This is a genomic window from Cyanobium sp. FACHB-13342 (genome assembly GCF_014697415.1).
Lineage (GTDB): Bacteria > Cyanobacteriota > Cyanobacteriia > PCC-6307 > Cyanobiaceae > Cyanobium_A.
Map to the genome: position 1 here is coordinate 18,024 of NZ_JACJRT010000008.1, position 14,159 is coordinate 32,182.

Sequence of the window (14,159 nt, forward strand, 5' to 3'; positions counted from 1 at the left end):
ACTCGCATTGGTTCCGCCTGGCCTTGCCATAAAAAAGCAGGGATTGCTCCCTGCCTGATCACCACTCCCTTCATGGCGCTCGAGTGGACCCTAGGAAGGCGGCCAGCCAGGGCTGCCAATCCACCGCTTTTCCACTGCATCACACACCGTGAAGCCGCTCTGCTGCCTGGCGCTCCCTGCCGGGAAGTCCCCTAGCGTTTGGGCCGCTGGCCGTGGGGATCGGGGTTCACAGATGGGAAACCCAATCAGTGTCGAGCTGTTTCTGCAGCGGGCCCGCTCTCGGTTTGGGGATCAATACGACTACGGGGCGATGGTCTACAAGAGCTACAAGACGCCGATCCGGATTCGCTGCACCACCCATCCGGTGAAGGAGATCTCCATCACCCCGGAAAAGCACCTGCAAACCACCGGCGGCTGTAAGTACTGCTTGCGCGAAAAGCGCATCGTCAACCTGGAGCGCGAACTCAACCGCGCCAGTGCTGAGCGGCCTGCCCAGCTGCGGCCCATCACGGCTCAGGACTGAGGGATCAGCGGCTCAAGCCCCGGCATACCCGGGCCAGAAACGGAGAGGGTGGGATTCGAACCCACGGAGGCTTGCGCCTCGCCGGTTTTCAAGACCGGAGCCATCAACCACTCGACCACCTCTCCAGGGGGCTGGCCGTACAGGGCCGAGCCGGCACCATGGTCTCATGACTGGCCGCCCTTGGGGGATCTGAGAACTTGCTGAGAGCAGGCTGCCCCATGGGAGCAATCTGACTAAACTCAAAGGGGAACAGGGCCCAAGGGGATCCGGATGGTGGTATCGCGACCAACTCGTCGAAAGCGAGTCCTTTCCATCCAGCAGATCTTTTTGCTTCTGGCCATTCTTAATGGAATTGTACTCGGCTATTTGATCTATTCAGCTTCGACGTTGCTGAGTAATCCGAGCTCCAGTCAGGTTCAGGCACAAACAACAATCTTCTTGGCCGTACTGTTGGTGATCGGCGTCACGATCTCCTACCGAATTCTCTCCTTGCGGGTGGTCGAGCCCCTGGGCCGTCTGGTGCGTCAGGCGAATGCCATTGCCTCAACCGATACCAATGAATTGTTGACCCTGCGGGGCAATGATGAGATCGGCCGCCTCACGGAAGCCTTCAACGCCGTTCTGATCCGTCAACGCCAAGCCTATGACCTGGTCGATTCGGCACACCAACGCCTGAAGGACGTCACCAAACAGGTTGATGATTCCATTCAGTACGCTGCCCTGCTTCAAAAATCGATTCTTCCCAATCGGCAGCTACGCGAGCGCTTTGGCAACGATCACTTCATCCTTTGGCAGCCGCGCGATACGGTTGGAGGGGATTATTACGTCTTCCACGAAGAGGGTGGACGCTGCCTCGCCGGAGTGGCTGATTGCGCTGGCCATGGGGTGTCTGGGGCGATGATGACCATGTTGGCCCGAGCGGGCATTGATCGCTCGATTCAACTCAAGGGAATCGGCTCACCAGCTGCCGTGCTTAAAGCTACCAATGATGGGATGCACAGCATTCTGAGTGAGGCCCAATTGTCTCGGGCAATCGCCACAACCATGGATGTGGGGCTTGTTCTGATTGACGCCGAATCTCAGCTACTCCGTTTCGCCGGTGCCAAGATCTGGCTCTATTGGAGTGACGGCAAAACCGTTCACTTCATCAAGGGCGATAACCGTAGCCTGTGGGATCGCCGCACCGGCGACTATCACGACCATGACGTGCCGTTGAGCTCTGGCAACACCTACTACCTCACCACCGATGGTTTCCTGGACCAGGCGGGGGGTGAGCATGGGTTTGGACTCGGGTCTGATCGGTTTTCCCAGTGGATTCTGGAACATGCCCACAAGCCACTTGGTGAACAGCATGAGGCCTTTTCCAAGGCTTTGGACGCGTTTAAAGGGGACCATCCCCAGCGCGATGACATCACCATGCTCTCCTTCCGTTTCAGCTAATGCAGTTCAAGCATCCCTGATCCCCCTCAGATGGTAAAATCGAAGTCAGCAAACAGCCCATGGACAGCTCCCTAACAACCAGTCGAAGCCTCTCCTCCTTGAGAGACTTCTTCACCCACGAGCGGATTTTGATCTGTTTCAATGGGCCAACCTCGCGAACTCTGATTGGTGAAATCGGAGCGGCTCTAAAAGAGCACATTGAATCCACCAGGGAGTGCATGTCATCCGCAATGGATGTCTTTAGTGTCTACATCGAAATGAGTCAAAATATCAGGCACTACACGGCGGCACGTGGCTACAACGATCAGGATGCGACGGCAACTGTCGTGATCGCCGAGTCTGGAGTCGATCGTTATATTGTTTCTGCTGGCAATATGATTGAGTTGTCCGACGGTCAGCAATTATTGCAGCGTGTTTTAGAGCTGGCTCGACTCGACAAGGCAGAGCTGAAGTCTCTCTACAAGGAGCAACTGCGGCGGCCCCGGGAAGAGGGGGCTGTGACCGGTGCCGGCCTTGGGTTAATTGATGTTGCCCGTAAGTCGTCTGAGCCCCTGCAAGCCAGCCTCGATGAGCTTGGCGCCGGCAAGGCCTTTTTCACACTCCGTGCCACAATCTGAGGGTCATGACAAACACTGATTTCCAGAAAAATCTGAGTCTGGCCCCAACCCAGTCCACCCCCGCAGTCAAAGGTGAGTGGGACACAGGGCTGCTCGTCATGACGGGAGAGTCCTACCCAGAAAATACCTATGAAATTTTTGACTCCATCATAGGCTGGGTGGAAGAGTTTCTTGGTTCTGAAGATCGACCACTAAAGGTTGAGTTGAAGCTTAATTACTTAAATACCAGTAGTATTCGCGCCATGATCGATATTTTTGACAGGCTTCAGTCTGCTGCTGATGATGGCAGGTCAATAACTGTGTTTTGGTTCTACGACAGTCGTAACCCCCGTTCGGCCGAGTTGGGTGAAGAGTTCAAAGAAGATTATACTTTTGATTTTGAGATCGCTGCCGTCGCGGCCTAGCTTTTGCCGTCATGCCTTCACCCGGTGATCTCCGTTCGTCCGATGCCTTTGATGAGCGCATTGCTGAGCTTTTAGCCGATGAAGCCTATTTGGGTCATCCCCTGAGGGAAGCCTTGGCAGAGCTCATGGAGCGCATGACGCAGCAGGTGTCACGTCTGGAGCGGATCACCCAGATCTCTGATCGCTACCAAACTGGCGTGCAGGAACGGGTGCGAAACCTGTCCCGGCGGTATGACCGGCAGATTCGCACCCTAGAGCGTGCCATCAGCATCTCTGACCGCTACCAGTCGATGCTGAACGACCTCAACAAGGCTCTGCGGGAGGCCTCGACCCACGATCTGCTCACCTCGATCCCCAACCGTCGCTTGATGTCCGAGCGTTGTCGCATTGAGGATGAGCGGCTGGCACGTGAAGAGGGCACCTACTCCCTGCTCACCATGGACGTTGACCGCTTCAAGCAGTTCAACGACGTCTATGGCCACGACGTGGGTGATGAGGTGCTGATTGAGTTGGCCAATTCCTTTACCAAGAGCCTGCGTGAGTACGACTCCTGCGGCCGTTGGGGTGGGGAAGAGTTTCTTGCCCTCTTGGTCAATGCTGACCTCGATACGGCCTCTGATGTTGCCCAACGCATGTTGGAAAATACCCGGGCTCTGAGAATCAAGGTCGGCGAAGAGGTGTTGCGGGCCACCATCAGCATTGGCGTGGCTGAACGGGCCGAAGGTGAGGTGTACACCCAAACCTACAAACGGGCTGACGATGCCCTGCTTTTGGCCAAGCAGTCGGGCCGGGACCAGTTTGTGATCGCCGACCCGCCCGCTCGAGACTGAGGAACCCCTAGGGGCCCTCAGTTGTTGCTGGGTTTGGCCAGAGGCAGCAGGCACTTGTCGGAGTCACAGCCCGCAGGGCCGGCTTCGACCAGTTCTCCGCGGTCGTAGCGCTGCAGCGCTTCAAAGAAGCAGGTGGTGCTGCGTCGCTCGGCCACTTCGGCGGTGAGGCGCTGGTACGTGGCCGCATCGATCGGCTCAAACGGCAGCCGCGGGAATGTGGCGTTGGCATCAAAGCGGGCCAGCAGGGCCGCCGAGATGTAGCCCTCGCCTTGGTCGATGGCCTTGTGGATGGCCTCGGCCAGCGGTTCGATTTCATGCTCCCGAAACTCGACCGTGGCGGACGTGTTGTGGGCCGTGTAGTGCTTCTGCACTTGCATGTAGAAATCGAACTGGGCCAGGGCTGAGAAGTTGTTGATCTCCACCTGATCGGCGCCGGGGATGTTGGCCCAGCTCACTTCCGTGGGGATCTCCACCAGCCACTCCGTGCAGCGGGGATCAAAGGCATCGTCGAGCAGGCGACCCTGGTCGTCCTTGTCGGATTGGGAGGGCACGATCGTGTAGCCGTAATCCATGCAGGCCAGGGCCACCGGATCGTTCTTGCGGAAGGTGATGCGGCGGATGAAGCGCTGGGCCTTGGGGGGATGCCAGCCGGGGGAGGCGCCGGTGAGCAGGCTCTTGGTGCCTGCCGGTTGCACGGTGGTGCAGCGGTTGGGGCGGCGCAGGCCGTGGCGATCGCAGTAGTCCCACACCGACTGGTTGACGATCTCTTTCCAGCGGCTGAGGAATTCGGCCTCCTGGGCCTTGAAGGCCAGGCCCGCTTCCGTTTCGGGGCGGCCCGCTTCCCACCACTGCAGCCAGGGGGTGCCGAAGGCGTGAACGAAGAAGTCGAACAGGCCGGTGAAGCTCACCCCCACGATCGGATCCCAGGCCCGGCTCTGGCGGTAGCGCTCCACCTCAAAGCGATGGTTGAGCAGGCAGGCCACGGCGAGCCCACCGGCCCGGAAGGCTTCCTCCTGGGCCACCAAGTCGGCGGGGTCGATCTGGTTGAGGTGGATTTCGGCCAGGTTGCAGTGGAAGTCGGCGCCGAGAATTTCGCCGCAGGGGTTGAGGCCGTAACGGCCGAGGCGGTGCTCCAGCTCGGCGGCACCGATCTCCGGGTGGTGGGTCGTGAGCCAGATCCCAGCCTGCTCCCTGCCCTGGTCGCAGTAGATGCCGATGAACTCCGTGCGCAGCTCTGGGGTGGTCAGCAGGTCGGCGTTGGAGCGGGCAATGGCTTCGGGGGCGAACTGGATGGCGCCCTCTCCGCTCTGGAATTGCTTGTTCACAGCTTCCAACACCGTCTCCCGCGAGGGGCGGCTGTGGAAGACGCGGGTGTGGTTGGCCATGCGCAGGGCATCGCGCTCGGGATCGATGCGCCAGTTGCCCTCGCTGTCCTGTTGCCAGAGGTTTTCCTTGGCTCCCGCGGCGGAGTTGTCCTCGGCGCTGAACTGCCGCATGCCGGCGCTGCGGCGGATGTTGCCGGCCACGATGGTGACGGCAGCCTCATCGATCAGCAGGCAGCACTCCACCGAGGTGAGCTGGCGGCCCTGGGCCCTGTTGAGGATCTGGGCCACGCGGCCGTAGAGGTCCTTGAGCTTCACCGGGTTGGCCATGCCGCCAAATCCCTTGAGGGTTTCCCCCACCGGCCGCACGTCGGAGAGATCCACCGAGATTTCGATGGGGGTGGCGGGGTCGAAGCGCTCATCGCTGCAGAGGTTGAGCAGCAGCTGGTAGCTGTCAACCCAGCCGCGGCGGGTGTCGCCCACCTTGATGGCCACGCGGTTGCCATCGATGGTGTGGCTGGTGTGTTCCTGGCGCTGGCCTGCGGGTGTGGCGCCGATGTCGGTGACGCCCGTAATGGTCAGCTGGTTGCGCACCGCCGGCAGGCGGTTGATCAGGTGGGGCTCAATGATGGCGCCCGTGCCGCAGCCCATCATCGCCAGATCCATCATCAGCCCGAAGGCTTCCCAATCCACCAGGTTGGTGGAGGTGCAGTTGTAGGAGCCGGAAAAGTTCTCGCTGCGCTCGATCCACTCGGTGCCGCCAATCCACAGCCAGCGGCCGGAGGGCAGGGCCTTCTGCTGCTGCTGCATGCGGCGCAGCAGGGCCACTTCCTCGTCGTTGAGGTTGCCCAGGCGGCGCAGGCCGCCCAGGTTGCGCTCGGCCACCTGAAACCAGCTCTCCCGGCCGGTTTCGGTTTTGCGGCTGTAGGTGCGGTAGAAGACCGGGTTGGCGGCCGGTGCCGTGGCCGGGAAGTCGAGGGCCTCGCCCGCCGGACTGCCGCTGGCGGCGGCATAGGCCTTTTCAGCTGCAGCCTTTTCGGCGGCTTCGCTGATCGAGGAGGGGGGCGTGGCGGAGAGGGTCACAGGCGGTACGGCCCTGGGGTGAGCCGAACCATAACGCCACCGGTGGGGTGTGCAAGAAGCCGTTGACACCAGCAACAGTGGGCCCTGGAGCGGGGTGGGCAGACTGGTTGCTGCTGCTGAGGCGCCTGATGGAGCGGATTCCCGAGCCCGAGCTGATGGATGGGCCTGCCCAGGTGGAGGCCTATGCCGCGGCCGATTTCGAGGCCTCCGACGCGGCGATGGTGGAGCGGCTTGCCCACCTCTGCGGCGGCGATCCGGGCCTGCGGCTGGTGGATCTGGGCTGCGGCCCCGGCAACATCACCTTCCGCCTAGGCCGCCGCTGGCCTGAAGCGTCGGTGCTTGGGCTGGACGGCGCCCCCCGCATGTTGGCCGTGGCCCGGGAGCGCCTGGCGGGAGCGCCGCCGGAGCTGGCGGCGCGACTGGGCTTTGAGCAGGCGGTGCTGCCCCTGGAGAGCCCTGGACCCCTGGCCAGCGGTTTTACGGCGGTGGTGAGCAACAGCCTGTTGCACCACCTGCATGATCCGGCGGCGCTCTGGCAGGCCGTGGCCCAACTGGGCGCCCCTGGGGCCTTTGTGTACATCCAGGACCTGCGGCGTCCCGCCAGTCCCGAGGCGTTGGAGGCGCTGGTGGTCTCCCAGACGCAGGGAGCGCCCGAGGTGCTGCGCCACGACTACCGCGCCTCCCTGCATGCGGCCTTCAGCGTGCGGGAGGTGCAGGAGCAATTGGAGCGTTCGGCCCTCGAGCACGCCTGCCTGGCCGGTCTCCAGGTGGCACCGCGGCAGGAGCGCTACCTGGAGGTGTGGGGCCGGCTGGGTTAGGCGTCGTCTTGCTCGATGACCAACAGGAGCCCCGCCATGATCGACAGATTTTTCAGCAACTGAATCCGCTCTGCCCCATCGCCGGCGTTGCCGTGGAACAGCAGGGTTGTGGGGATCAGAAAGATCAGCAGCAGCACCGCTCCCAGGCGGGATCGCCAGCCGCTCATCACCAACGCAGAGCCCGCAGCCATCAGCAGCATGGAGGCCACCACCAAGGCAGGGGCCAAGGGCAGGCCCTTGGCCGCAATCGCGCCCGCCGTATCGGCAAAGCCCCCGAACTTTCCAATCACCGCATTGATGAAGACCAGGCAGAGAAGAACCCTGGCGATGCGGTTCAACAGGGAAGGCCTAGAGCTCGATGATGACGATACGGATGATGATACGGATGAGGTCATGATTTGTCAGCGCTATCGTTTTTAGGTTGGTCTTCGGCTGTCTAGCACTGTGCAATGGCACCGTTCCTGCTCCACATGGTTTGTAACCGGAGCTTTGATTGAGGGCTTTGATCATCAGCTTCCCTGGAGCTGATTTTCATTGTTTTCGGTTGTTCCCCAAGATGGCCGCCTGGCTGCAGAGCAGGCAGCATGGGTTGTTTCGATAGGCCCTGGCGTGGTCGAGCGCTTTTTGGATCCACGCCGGCCAAGGCGTCACCGCTGGCGTTGGGCGGCTCTCGTGGCTTTCGGGCTTGCGGTGACGCTGTTTTGGGGCAGCGGCTTTCAGGGTTGGAGCTCCGCTGCCGCCCCTGCCCAATCGAGCCCAGCACCCCCCACCAGATTGGAGCCCTTCGGGCGGGGGGGCGATCCTCTGGCTCCTGGGGTGTTGCAGCTGGGTGTCTATCTGACCGTGATTGATGACATCAATCTGCTGGGGAATCAGTTTGGGGCTGAGTTTTTCCTCTGGACCCGCTGGGCAGGTTCCGCCGCAACCAATCCCAGTGATCGCCTCACCGTTCTCAATGCACCCAGCAACAATGATATCGATCGCTTCGAGTTGCTGGAGCGGCGTCAGCTGGGCGCAGTCAGCTGGAGCCTCTACAAGGTGCGGTGCCAAGTGGCGATGCCTTGGCGGTTAAACGATTATCCGTTGGATCGCCATCACCTGCAGATCAAAATAGGCTTGGAAAACCCCCTTGTGGAGGGGATCGCCTTTAAGGTGGACAAGGCACAATCCTATATCGACCCTGACTTCATCCTCTACGACTGGAGCATTTCGCCCCTGAGAATTGATGTCTCCACTCTGAGTCTTAAGGGCCGTCTTGGGCTGCCAGATGAGGGTGGTCATGACGTCTCTTCCAGGCCGGTCGTTGATCTTTCTCTTGTGATTCGGCGTCGTAGTGAACTGGCGCTTTGGTCTAGCTTCTTGGGGAATTTCCTGGCCATTGGGCTTTGTATTCTTGCGCTGATCATTCGGGATAGCCGTGATGATCTCATTCTTGGCGCGGTGTTTTCAGCGGCTGGTAATTCCATCTATTTGGCCCAGCTCTTGCCGGCTTCTGCCCTTTCGGGTTTTGCGGGTCAATTTCAAGTGATCATTTATGTGGGCATCGTTTATGTTGTGATCGCGGATGAGTTGTTGGATCGCGTGTTCTCTTCTCAGGCCGAATCAGTGCTGCGCTATCTGCGCCCCGTTTTATTGCCCAGCTATGTGCTGGCGACCATGGTTTCGGTCTATCAGATATTGCCCTCTAATTTGTATTCCTGATCCTTTCGCCTGTCCATGAAGCGATCTCACCTCTTGCCCGAGCTGCTCTCAGTTGGGTTGTCCTTGTTGGCTTTGGGTTTTGGAGGCCTGCTGATCCGCGCCAAACTCCAAGATCGTCCCAGCATCAAGGATGATCTTGTGCTTACGGTCGATGAGCAACGCGCCTTGCCGGATGATGTGATGCCGGTGGTGTTATTGCAGCGTCCTTGGAATGATGAAAACTCCCTGCCTTTTTTAATGTTAAAGCTTGTTTTGTCGCGCAGCGGAGAAAAGTATGCCTTGGGTTATGGAGAGACGGTAATGGATACCAAGGATTCCATTCAGCATATTGCCGCGTCCAAGGGGCTGTCTGCTGGCAACCCCACAGGGCTCAGCGTTGGACTGTTTGGTGCGATCGACGTCTTCAAGCCCGATGTTCTCCGCCTCCCCACTCCTGTTGACGGAGGCTTGCTTGGCTTGCGCTTCTCTTGCGTCAACGTACGGCATGGCGATCGTTTCAAGTCGGTGAAATCAGTTCCCGATCTCAAGTCCTATTTGGCGGTACAGGCGCGCGGTTTCAGCGACGTCCGCGTGCTCGTTGGCAGTGGGCTGCCAACCTATGAAACCGCAGGTCGCTCCTATCTGAACTTATTGGACCAGGAGCGTGTTGATTATCTACCCCGCGGTCTGGCCAATTTAGAAGAAGAATGTGGGCCGAGGGCCGGCCAGTTGGGCTATGGCAATGTCACGGTTGACCGCCATCTGTTGATCGCCTACCCCAATGCCTTTGTGTTTGTCATCAACCCCGACAATCAGCGTCTGAAATTGGCCCTGGAGCGCGGGCTAGCCCGCGCCATGGCGGATGGCAGCCAGCGGCGCCTCTTGCAGCAGCGTTTTTTCACGCCCTGGCTCAAGCAGACCCTGCGCCTGCGGGATCGGCGTCTGTTGGTGTTGTCCACCCCGGAAACGGAGGCCTTGCTTCGGCAAACGCCCCCATCGGCCTGGTTGGTGCCCTGGGATCGGTTGCCCCGCTCCGATGCCCCCCCCGTGTCTGCGGGCGTGCTGTGTCAGGAATCTTTCTTTGCCCCGCTTTGCTGAGCTGACCCTGCCTGGCAGGCTGGGCCGATGACCACCAGCACCACCGCCAGCACCACCCCTCCCGAACTGGCGGCCCTGGCCGAGGCGGTGGGCCGCCGCCGCAATTTCGCGATCATCTCCCACCCGGATGCGGGCAAGACCACCCTCACCGAGAAGCTCTTGCTCTACGGGGGAGCGATCCAGCAGGCCGGTGCGGTGAAGGCCAAGGGGGAGCAGCGCAAGGTGACCTCCGACTGGATGGAGCTGGAGAAGCAGCGGGGCATCTCGATCACCTCCACCGTGCTGCAGTTCGACTACAGCGGCAGCACGATCAACCTGCTGGACACCCCAGGCCACCAGGACTTTTCGGAAGACACCTACCGGACGCTGGCCGCCGCCGACAACGCGGTGATGCTCGAAGATGCCGCCAAGGGCCTCGAACCCCAGACCCGCAAGTTGTTTGAGGTGTGCCGCCTGCGCCGCATCCCGATCTTCACCTTCATCAACAAGATGGATCGCCCCGGGCGGGAGCCCCTGGAGCTGCTGGATGAAATCGAGCAACAACTTGGCCTGGCCTGCTGGCCGGTGAACTGGCCCATCGGCAGCGGCGATCGCTTCCGCGGCGTGATCGACCGCCGCAGCCACGATCTGATCCTGTTTGAGCGGGCTGAACGGGGACGTACCAGTGAGGAGAAGCGCCTCTCGGTGGCCGAGGCCCGCGCCTCCGGAGCCGTGGAGCCGGAGCTGTTGGACCTGGCCCTGGAGGAATTGGAGTTGCTGGAGGGCGCCGGCGCCGACCTCGACCTGGACCAGGTGCACGCCGGGGAGCTCAGCCCGGTGTTCTTTGGTTCGGCCATGACCAACTTCGGGGTGCGGCCCTTCCTCGATGCCTTCCTGGAATTGGCCCAGAAGCCCGTGGCCCGCTCCAGCAGTGCCGGGGTGATCGATCCGATCCGGCCGGGCTTCAGCGGTTTTGTGTTCAAGCTCCAGGCCAACATGGACCCCCGCCACCGCGACCGGGTGGCTTTCGTGCGGGTGTGCTCCGGCAAATTCGAGAAGGACATGACGGTGCAGCACGCCCGCACCGGCAAGGCCATTCGGCTGTCGCGCCCCCAGAAGCTGTTTGGTCAGGACCGGGAGGTGGTGGACGACGCCTATCCCGGCGATGTGATTGGCCTCAACAACCCCGGCATGTTTGCCATCGGCGACACCCTCTATCTCGGCCCGAAGGTGGAATACGAGGGGATCCCCTGCTTCAGCCCGGAGATCTTTGCCTGGCTGCGCAATCCCAACCCCTCGGCCTTCAAAAGCTTCCGCAAGGGGGTGAACGAACTGCGGGAGGAGGGGGCCGTGCAGATCCTGTACGACACCGACCAGAGCAAGCGCGATCCGATCCTGGCGGCTGTGGGTCAGCTCCAGCTGGAGGTGGTGCAGTACCGGCTCGAACACGAATACGGCGTGCAGACCCGGCTCGAGCCGCTCGGCTTCACGGTGGCCCGCTGGGTGGTGGGCGGCTGGCCGGCCCTGGAGCAGGTGGGGCGCATCTTTAATTGCAAGACGGTGCGCGATGCCTGGGACCGGCCGGTGCTGCTGTTCAAGAACGACTGGAACCTGGGCCAGCTGGCCCAGGACCATGCCGATCTGGAGCTCAGTGCGGTGGCACCGGTGGTGAGCGGGGTCGAGCCCATCAGCCTCTAGTGAGCCACGCCAGCGGCCCGGGCGCGCCAGACTGGGACGTAACGAACCATCACAGCGATGCCGAAGCCTCTCTGGCTGGTGCGTCCCCGCCCGGACGGGGGCTGCGATTACGTGAGTTTCCTGCCCGCCCAGGGACCCATTGGCGCCATCACGGTGGAGATGCGGGAAGGCAGCCATCTGCCCCCCCAGCTCCCCCTGCTGAAGCACCGCAAGCGTCTCGGGGCCGAGGAGGCCGAACACTGTCGCCGCCGCCTGCAACAAGAGGCGGGCTTTCGCTCCAGTGAGCCCCTTTTTTAGCCGGTCCTCGATACGCTCCAGTCAGGGAATTCCCCTGGCTTCACCCAGCGGATCTCCTCCGCTGATGTCCCTGGTGCCGCCTCCCGGCTTCTCATGACCCAACGCTCCGATCAGCCCGCTCCGGCGGCCGAGCCCTCCGGCCCCTATGAACGGCTGGGCGTTGCGGCCGATGCCAGCTTCGATGAGGTGCAGGCCGCCAAGCTCGCCCGGCTCGAGGAGGTGGGGGACGACACCATGGCCCGCTCCCGGATCGAGGCGGCCTACGACGCGGTGTTGATGGAGCGACTCAAGGAGCGCCAGCAGGGAAGGGTCAGCAGCGCAGCCAAGACGGCCTCCCAGCGCGAACAACTGGCGCCGCCGCCGCCCCGCCTGGCGGTGCCCTCCCTGCCCCAGCTCCAGTTGCCCCGGGTGGCCGCCCCCCAGCTCTCCCTGCCGGGCCTGGCCCTGGCGACGGGCCGAGAGCTGTGGTTCCCGCTCGCCACCTCGGGCGTGCTGTTGTTGGTGCTGCTGCTGGCCCCCGGCTTCCCCCCCGACCTCGTATTGGCCCTGGCCACCGCCATGGCGGTAATCAACCTCCAGTGGCGCCATCGCCGCTTCCTGGCGGCGGTGGGCTGGGGCTTTGCCCTGCTGTGCCTGGGCCTGCTGCTGGGGGCGATCCTCACGGGAGCCCTCTCCAGTTCCCTCCCCCTGGGGCTGCCCCTCTCCCCCCTGCAGGTGCAGAGCCTGCCGGCTTTGCTGTTGCTGTTGCTGGGGGCCCTGCTGCTCGGTTGAGCGGTGGTCCGCACCCCGTTCAGGCCACGGGCGCCAGTTCGTCAATCAACCCGGCCAGTTCCGCCGCTTCCACGATGTAGGCCGCACTGCAGAAGTGGCAGGTGAGCTCGGCCTGGCCGTCCTCAGCCAGCATGGCGCTGAGCTCATCGCGCCCCAGCAATTTCAGCGCTCCGACGCTGCGCTCGCGGTTGCAGCGGCACTGGAAGCGCACCGGCGTGCAGGCGGCGGCATCGTCGAGGGGCTGGGGGTCGAGGTCGGGAAAGATGTCTTCGAGCAGGCTGTGCAGGTGGCCCTCGCACTCCGCCAGCCGCTGGCTGAAGTGCTGCACCTCCCGGCAGCGGGCCTCCAGCAGGGCCACCAGCGCCGGCTCGCGGGCGGCCTTGGGCAGCACCTGCACCAGCACGCCACCGCTGCAGCGCACGCCGCTGCTGTCGATCTGCTCCCCCACAAACACCGCCGAGGGGGTCTGCTCGGAGTGGAGCAGGTAGGAGGCCAGGTCGTCGCCAATGCCACCGCTCACCAGCTCCACCGTCGAGCTGAACGGTTCCCCTTCTCCCAGGTCGCGCACCACGTGCAGGTAGCCCGTGCCGGTGGCGGTGCGGAAGTCGAACTGGGACAGGCCGTCCGGTCCGGTGACGGGATCGAGTTCCAGGGCTGGATGGCCCACGTAGCCGCGCACCGTGCCATCCCGGCCCGCATCCACCATCAGCCCCCGAAGCGGCCCATCCGACTGGATGCGCAGGTTGACCCGGCCGTGGGCCACCTTCATGGAGCTGGCCAGCAGCAAGCCGGCCGTCATGGCGCGCCCCAGCAGGGCGCTGGTGAGGAAGGAGAGGCCGTGGCGCTCCCGGGCGCAGCGGCTGGTGTGGCTGGTGCTGACGGCCACCAGACGGATGCCGCCTCCGGCGGCCGTGGCCCGCAGCAGCTGGTCGCTCAAGGCTCTCCGTCCTGGGGTGAAGGCATCGTAAGGATTGGCTGCTGGAGCACGCCCTGCTCGAGGCGCCAGCCGTCGTTGCTGACGCCCCGGAACAGGTCGGGTTCGTGGGTCACCACCAGCACCGCCCGCTCCTGGGCCAGGGCGGCCAGCAGCTCCAGGATCTCGCCCCGCACGGCCCAGTCCAGGCCGGCGGTGGGCTCATCCAGCAGCAGCACCCGGGGGTTGCGCAGCAGCTGCACCGCCAGGGCCAGCCGCCGCTGTTGGCCCCCGCTGAGCTGCTCCGGCGCCTGCTGCAGCGACAGGCCCTCCAGCCCCACCAGGGTGAGCACCTCCTGGGCCTGGTCGGCGGTGAGCCGCCGGTGCCCCAGCTTCAGCTCCTGGCCCACGCTGAGGCCGAGGAAATGGCGCTCCGGGAACTGGAACACCAGCCCGCACAGCCAGCGACGCTGGCGGCCGTTGAGCGGTTGGCCCTCCCAGAGCACGGTGCCGCTGCTGGGTTCGGCCAGGCCGCTGATCACGTCCAGCAGGGTGGTTTTGCCGCTGCCGCTGCGGCCGGCCACCAGGGCGACGCGGCCAGCCGGCACGGTCAGGCTGACGTCACGCAGCACCGGTTGGGCCGCCGTGGCCGGGTGGTAGCTGACGTTGCGGAGCTCGAGCATGGC

At 63.0% G+C, this 14,159-nt stretch carries 15 protein-coding genes and 1 tRNA gene; 11 read left to right on the forward strand and 5 right to left on the reverse strand.

Annotation, left to right across the window (positions count from 1 at the left end):
• The first annotated feature begins 232 nt into the window (after window positions 1–232).
• Window positions 233–523 carry a hypothetical protein gene (locus H6G16_RS05480; protein ID WP_190389314.1) on the forward strand — a complete coding sequence of 97 codons (291 nt, stop codon included), beginning with the start codon at window positions 233–235 and terminating at the stop codon, window positions 521–523.
• Window positions 524–563: 40 nt separating this feature from the next.
• On the opposite strand, the gene H6G16_RS05485 is transcribed toward H6G16_RS05480, so the two are convergent.
• Window positions 564–648 (reverse strand) — tRNA-Ser (locus H6G16_RS05485).
• Between the two features lie 202 nt (window positions 649–850).
• Between H6G16_RS05485 and H6G16_RS05490 the strand changes: the two genes are divergently transcribed.
• Genes H6G16_RS05490 through siaD form a run of 4 tightly spaced genes read left to right on the forward strand, consistent with a single transcriptional unit; the run spans window position 851 to window position 3,814 of the window.
• A complete protein-coding gene (locus H6G16_RS05490; protein ID WP_242036218.1) occupies window positions 851–1,963 on the forward strand; it encodes a SpoIIE family protein phosphatase in 1,113 nt (370 codons plus the stop codon).
• A 59-nt stretch (window positions 1,964–2,022) separates the two neighbouring features.
• Window positions 2,023–2,580: a biofilm regulation protein kinase SiaB gene (siaB, locus tag H6G16_RS05495; protein WP_190389316.1), complete on the forward strand. Its 558-nt coding sequence runs from the start codon at window positions 2,023–2,025 to the stop codon at window positions 2,578–2,580.
• 5 nt (window positions 2,581–2,585) lie between these two features.
• Window positions 2,586–2,984: a biofilm regulation phosphoprotein SiaC gene (siaC, locus tag H6G16_RS05500; protein ID WP_190389317.1), complete on the forward strand. Its 399-nt coding sequence runs from the start codon at window positions 2,586–2,588 to the stop codon at window positions 2,982–2,984.
• 11 nt (window positions 2,985–2,995) lie between these two features.
• The gene (gene siaD / locus H6G16_RS05505; protein ID WP_190389318.1) at window positions 2,996–3,814 is read left to right on the forward strand and encodes a biofilm regulation diguanylate cyclase SiaD; all 819 of its coding nucleotides are present in this window, start codon (window positions 2,996–2,998) and stop codon (window positions 3,812–3,814) included.
• Window positions 3,815–3,831: 17 nt separating this feature from the next.
• On the opposite strand, the gene nrdJ is transcribed toward siaD, so the two are convergent.
• A complete protein-coding gene (gene nrdJ / locus H6G16_RS05510) occupies window positions 3,832–6,219 on the reverse strand; it encodes a ribonucleoside-triphosphate reductase, adenosylcobalamin-dependent (protein ID WP_190389319.1) in 2,388 nt (795 codons plus the stop codon).
• A 128-nt stretch (window positions 6,220–6,347) separates the two neighbouring features.
• Between nrdJ and H6G16_RS05515 the strand changes: the two genes are divergently transcribed.
• Window positions 6,348–7,037 carry a class I SAM-dependent methyltransferase gene (locus H6G16_RS05515; RefSeq protein WP_190389320.1) on the forward strand — a complete coding sequence of 230 codons (690 nt, stop codon included), beginning with the start codon at window positions 6,348–6,350 and terminating at the stop codon, window positions 7,035–7,037.
• On the opposite strand, the gene H6G16_RS05520 is transcribed toward H6G16_RS05515, so the two are convergent.
• Window positions 7,034–7,375 (reverse strand): DoxX family protein, encoded by a 342-nt coding sequence (locus H6G16_RS05520; RefSeq protein ID WP_242036219.1) that lies wholly within the window; start codon window positions 7,373–7,375, stop codon window positions 7,034–7,036. The two genes, H6G16_RS05515 and H6G16_RS05520, sit on opposite strands and share 4 nt — an antisense overlap.
• 271 nt (window positions 7,376–7,646) lie before the next feature.
• Here H6G16_RS05520 and H6G16_RS05525 point away from each other — a divergent pair, with 271 nt between their 5' ends.
• From H6G16_RS05525 to H6G16_RS05545, 5 genes are all read left to right on the forward strand, one after another.
• Complete coding sequence (locus H6G16_RS05525) at window positions 7,647–8,738, forward strand: hypothetical protein (RefSeq protein ID WP_190389322.1); 1,092 nt, start codon at window positions 7,647–7,649, stop codon at window positions 8,736–8,738.
• 33 nt (window positions 8,739–8,771) lie between these two features.
• Window positions 8,772–9,815, forward strand: coding sequence for a hypothetical protein (locus H6G16_RS05530; protein WP_190389323.1), 1,044 nt, complete (start codon window positions 8,772–8,774; stop codon window positions 9,813–9,815).
• Window positions 9,816–9,842: 27 nt separating this feature from the next.
• Window positions 9,843–11,492, forward strand: coding sequence for a peptide chain release factor 3 (locus H6G16_RS05535; protein WP_190389324.1), 1,650 nt, complete (start codon window positions 9,843–9,845; stop codon window positions 11,490–11,492).
• Window positions 11,493–11,549: 57 nt separating this feature from the next.
• Window positions 11,550–11,789 (forward strand): hypothetical protein, encoded by a 240-nt coding sequence (locus H6G16_RS05540; RefSeq protein WP_190389325.1) that lies wholly within the window; start codon window positions 11,550–11,552, stop codon window positions 11,787–11,789.
• A 93-nt stretch (window positions 11,790–11,882) separates the two neighbouring features.
• Window positions 11,883–12,560 (forward strand): CPP1-like family protein, encoded by a 678-nt coding sequence (locus tag H6G16_RS05545; RefSeq protein WP_190389326.1) that lies wholly within the window; start codon window positions 11,883–11,885, stop codon window positions 12,558–12,560.
• Window positions 12,561–12,579: 19 nt separating this feature from the next.
• Here H6G16_RS05545 and hslO read toward each other — a convergent pair whose 3' ends face one another.
• Window positions 12,580–13,497 (reverse strand): Hsp33 family molecular chaperone HslO, encoded by a 918-nt coding sequence (gene hslO, locus H6G16_RS05550; protein WP_190389327.1) that lies wholly within the window; start codon window positions 13,495–13,497, stop codon window positions 12,580–12,582.
• Complete coding sequence (locus H6G16_RS05555; RefSeq protein ID WP_190389328.1) at window positions 13,494–14,156, reverse strand: ABC transporter ATP-binding protein; 663 nt, start codon at window positions 14,154–14,156, stop codon at window positions 13,494–13,496. The genes hslO and H6G16_RS05555 overlap by 4 nt, the downstream gene beginning before the upstream one ends.
• Window positions 14,157–14,159: the final 3 nt, after the last annotated feature.

Bases quoted from the DNA above. Each gene is read 5' to 3' on its own strand.
- H6G16_RS05480 (WP_190389314.1), top strand. From the start codon at position 233: ATGGGAAACCCAATCAGTGTCGAGCTGTTTCTGCAGCGGGCCCGCTCT.
- siaB (WP_190389316.1), top strand. From the start codon at position 2,023: ATGGACAGCTCCCTAACAACCAGTCGAAGCCTCTCCTCCTTGAGAGAC.
- siaC (WP_190389317.1), top strand. From the start codon at position 2,586: ATGACAAACACTGATTTCCAGAAAAATCTGAGTCTGGCCCCAACCCAG.
- siaD (WP_190389318.1), top strand. From the start codon at position 2,996: ATGCCTTCACCCGGTGATCTCCGTTCGTCCGATGCCTTTGATGAGCGC.
- H6G16_RS05515 (WP_190389320.1), top strand. From the start codon at position 6,348: ATGGAGCGGATTCCCGAGCCCGAGCTGATGGATGGGCCTGCCCAGGTG.
- H6G16_RS05535 (WP_190389324.1), top strand. From the start codon at position 9,843: ATGACCACCAGCACCACCGCCAGCACCACCCCTCCCGAACTGGCGGCC.
- H6G16_RS05540 (WP_190389325.1), top strand. From the start codon at position 11,550: ATGCCGAAGCCTCTCTGGCTGGTGCGTCCCCGCCCGGACGGGGGCTGC.
- H6G16_RS05545 (WP_190389326.1), top strand. From the start codon at position 11,883: ATGACCCAACGCTCCGATCAGCCCGCTCCGGCGGCCGAGCCCTCCGGC.
- H6G16_RS05555 (WP_190389328.1), bottom strand. From the start codon at position 14,156: ATGCTCGAGCTCCGCAACGTCAGCTACCACCCGGCCACGGCGGCCCAA.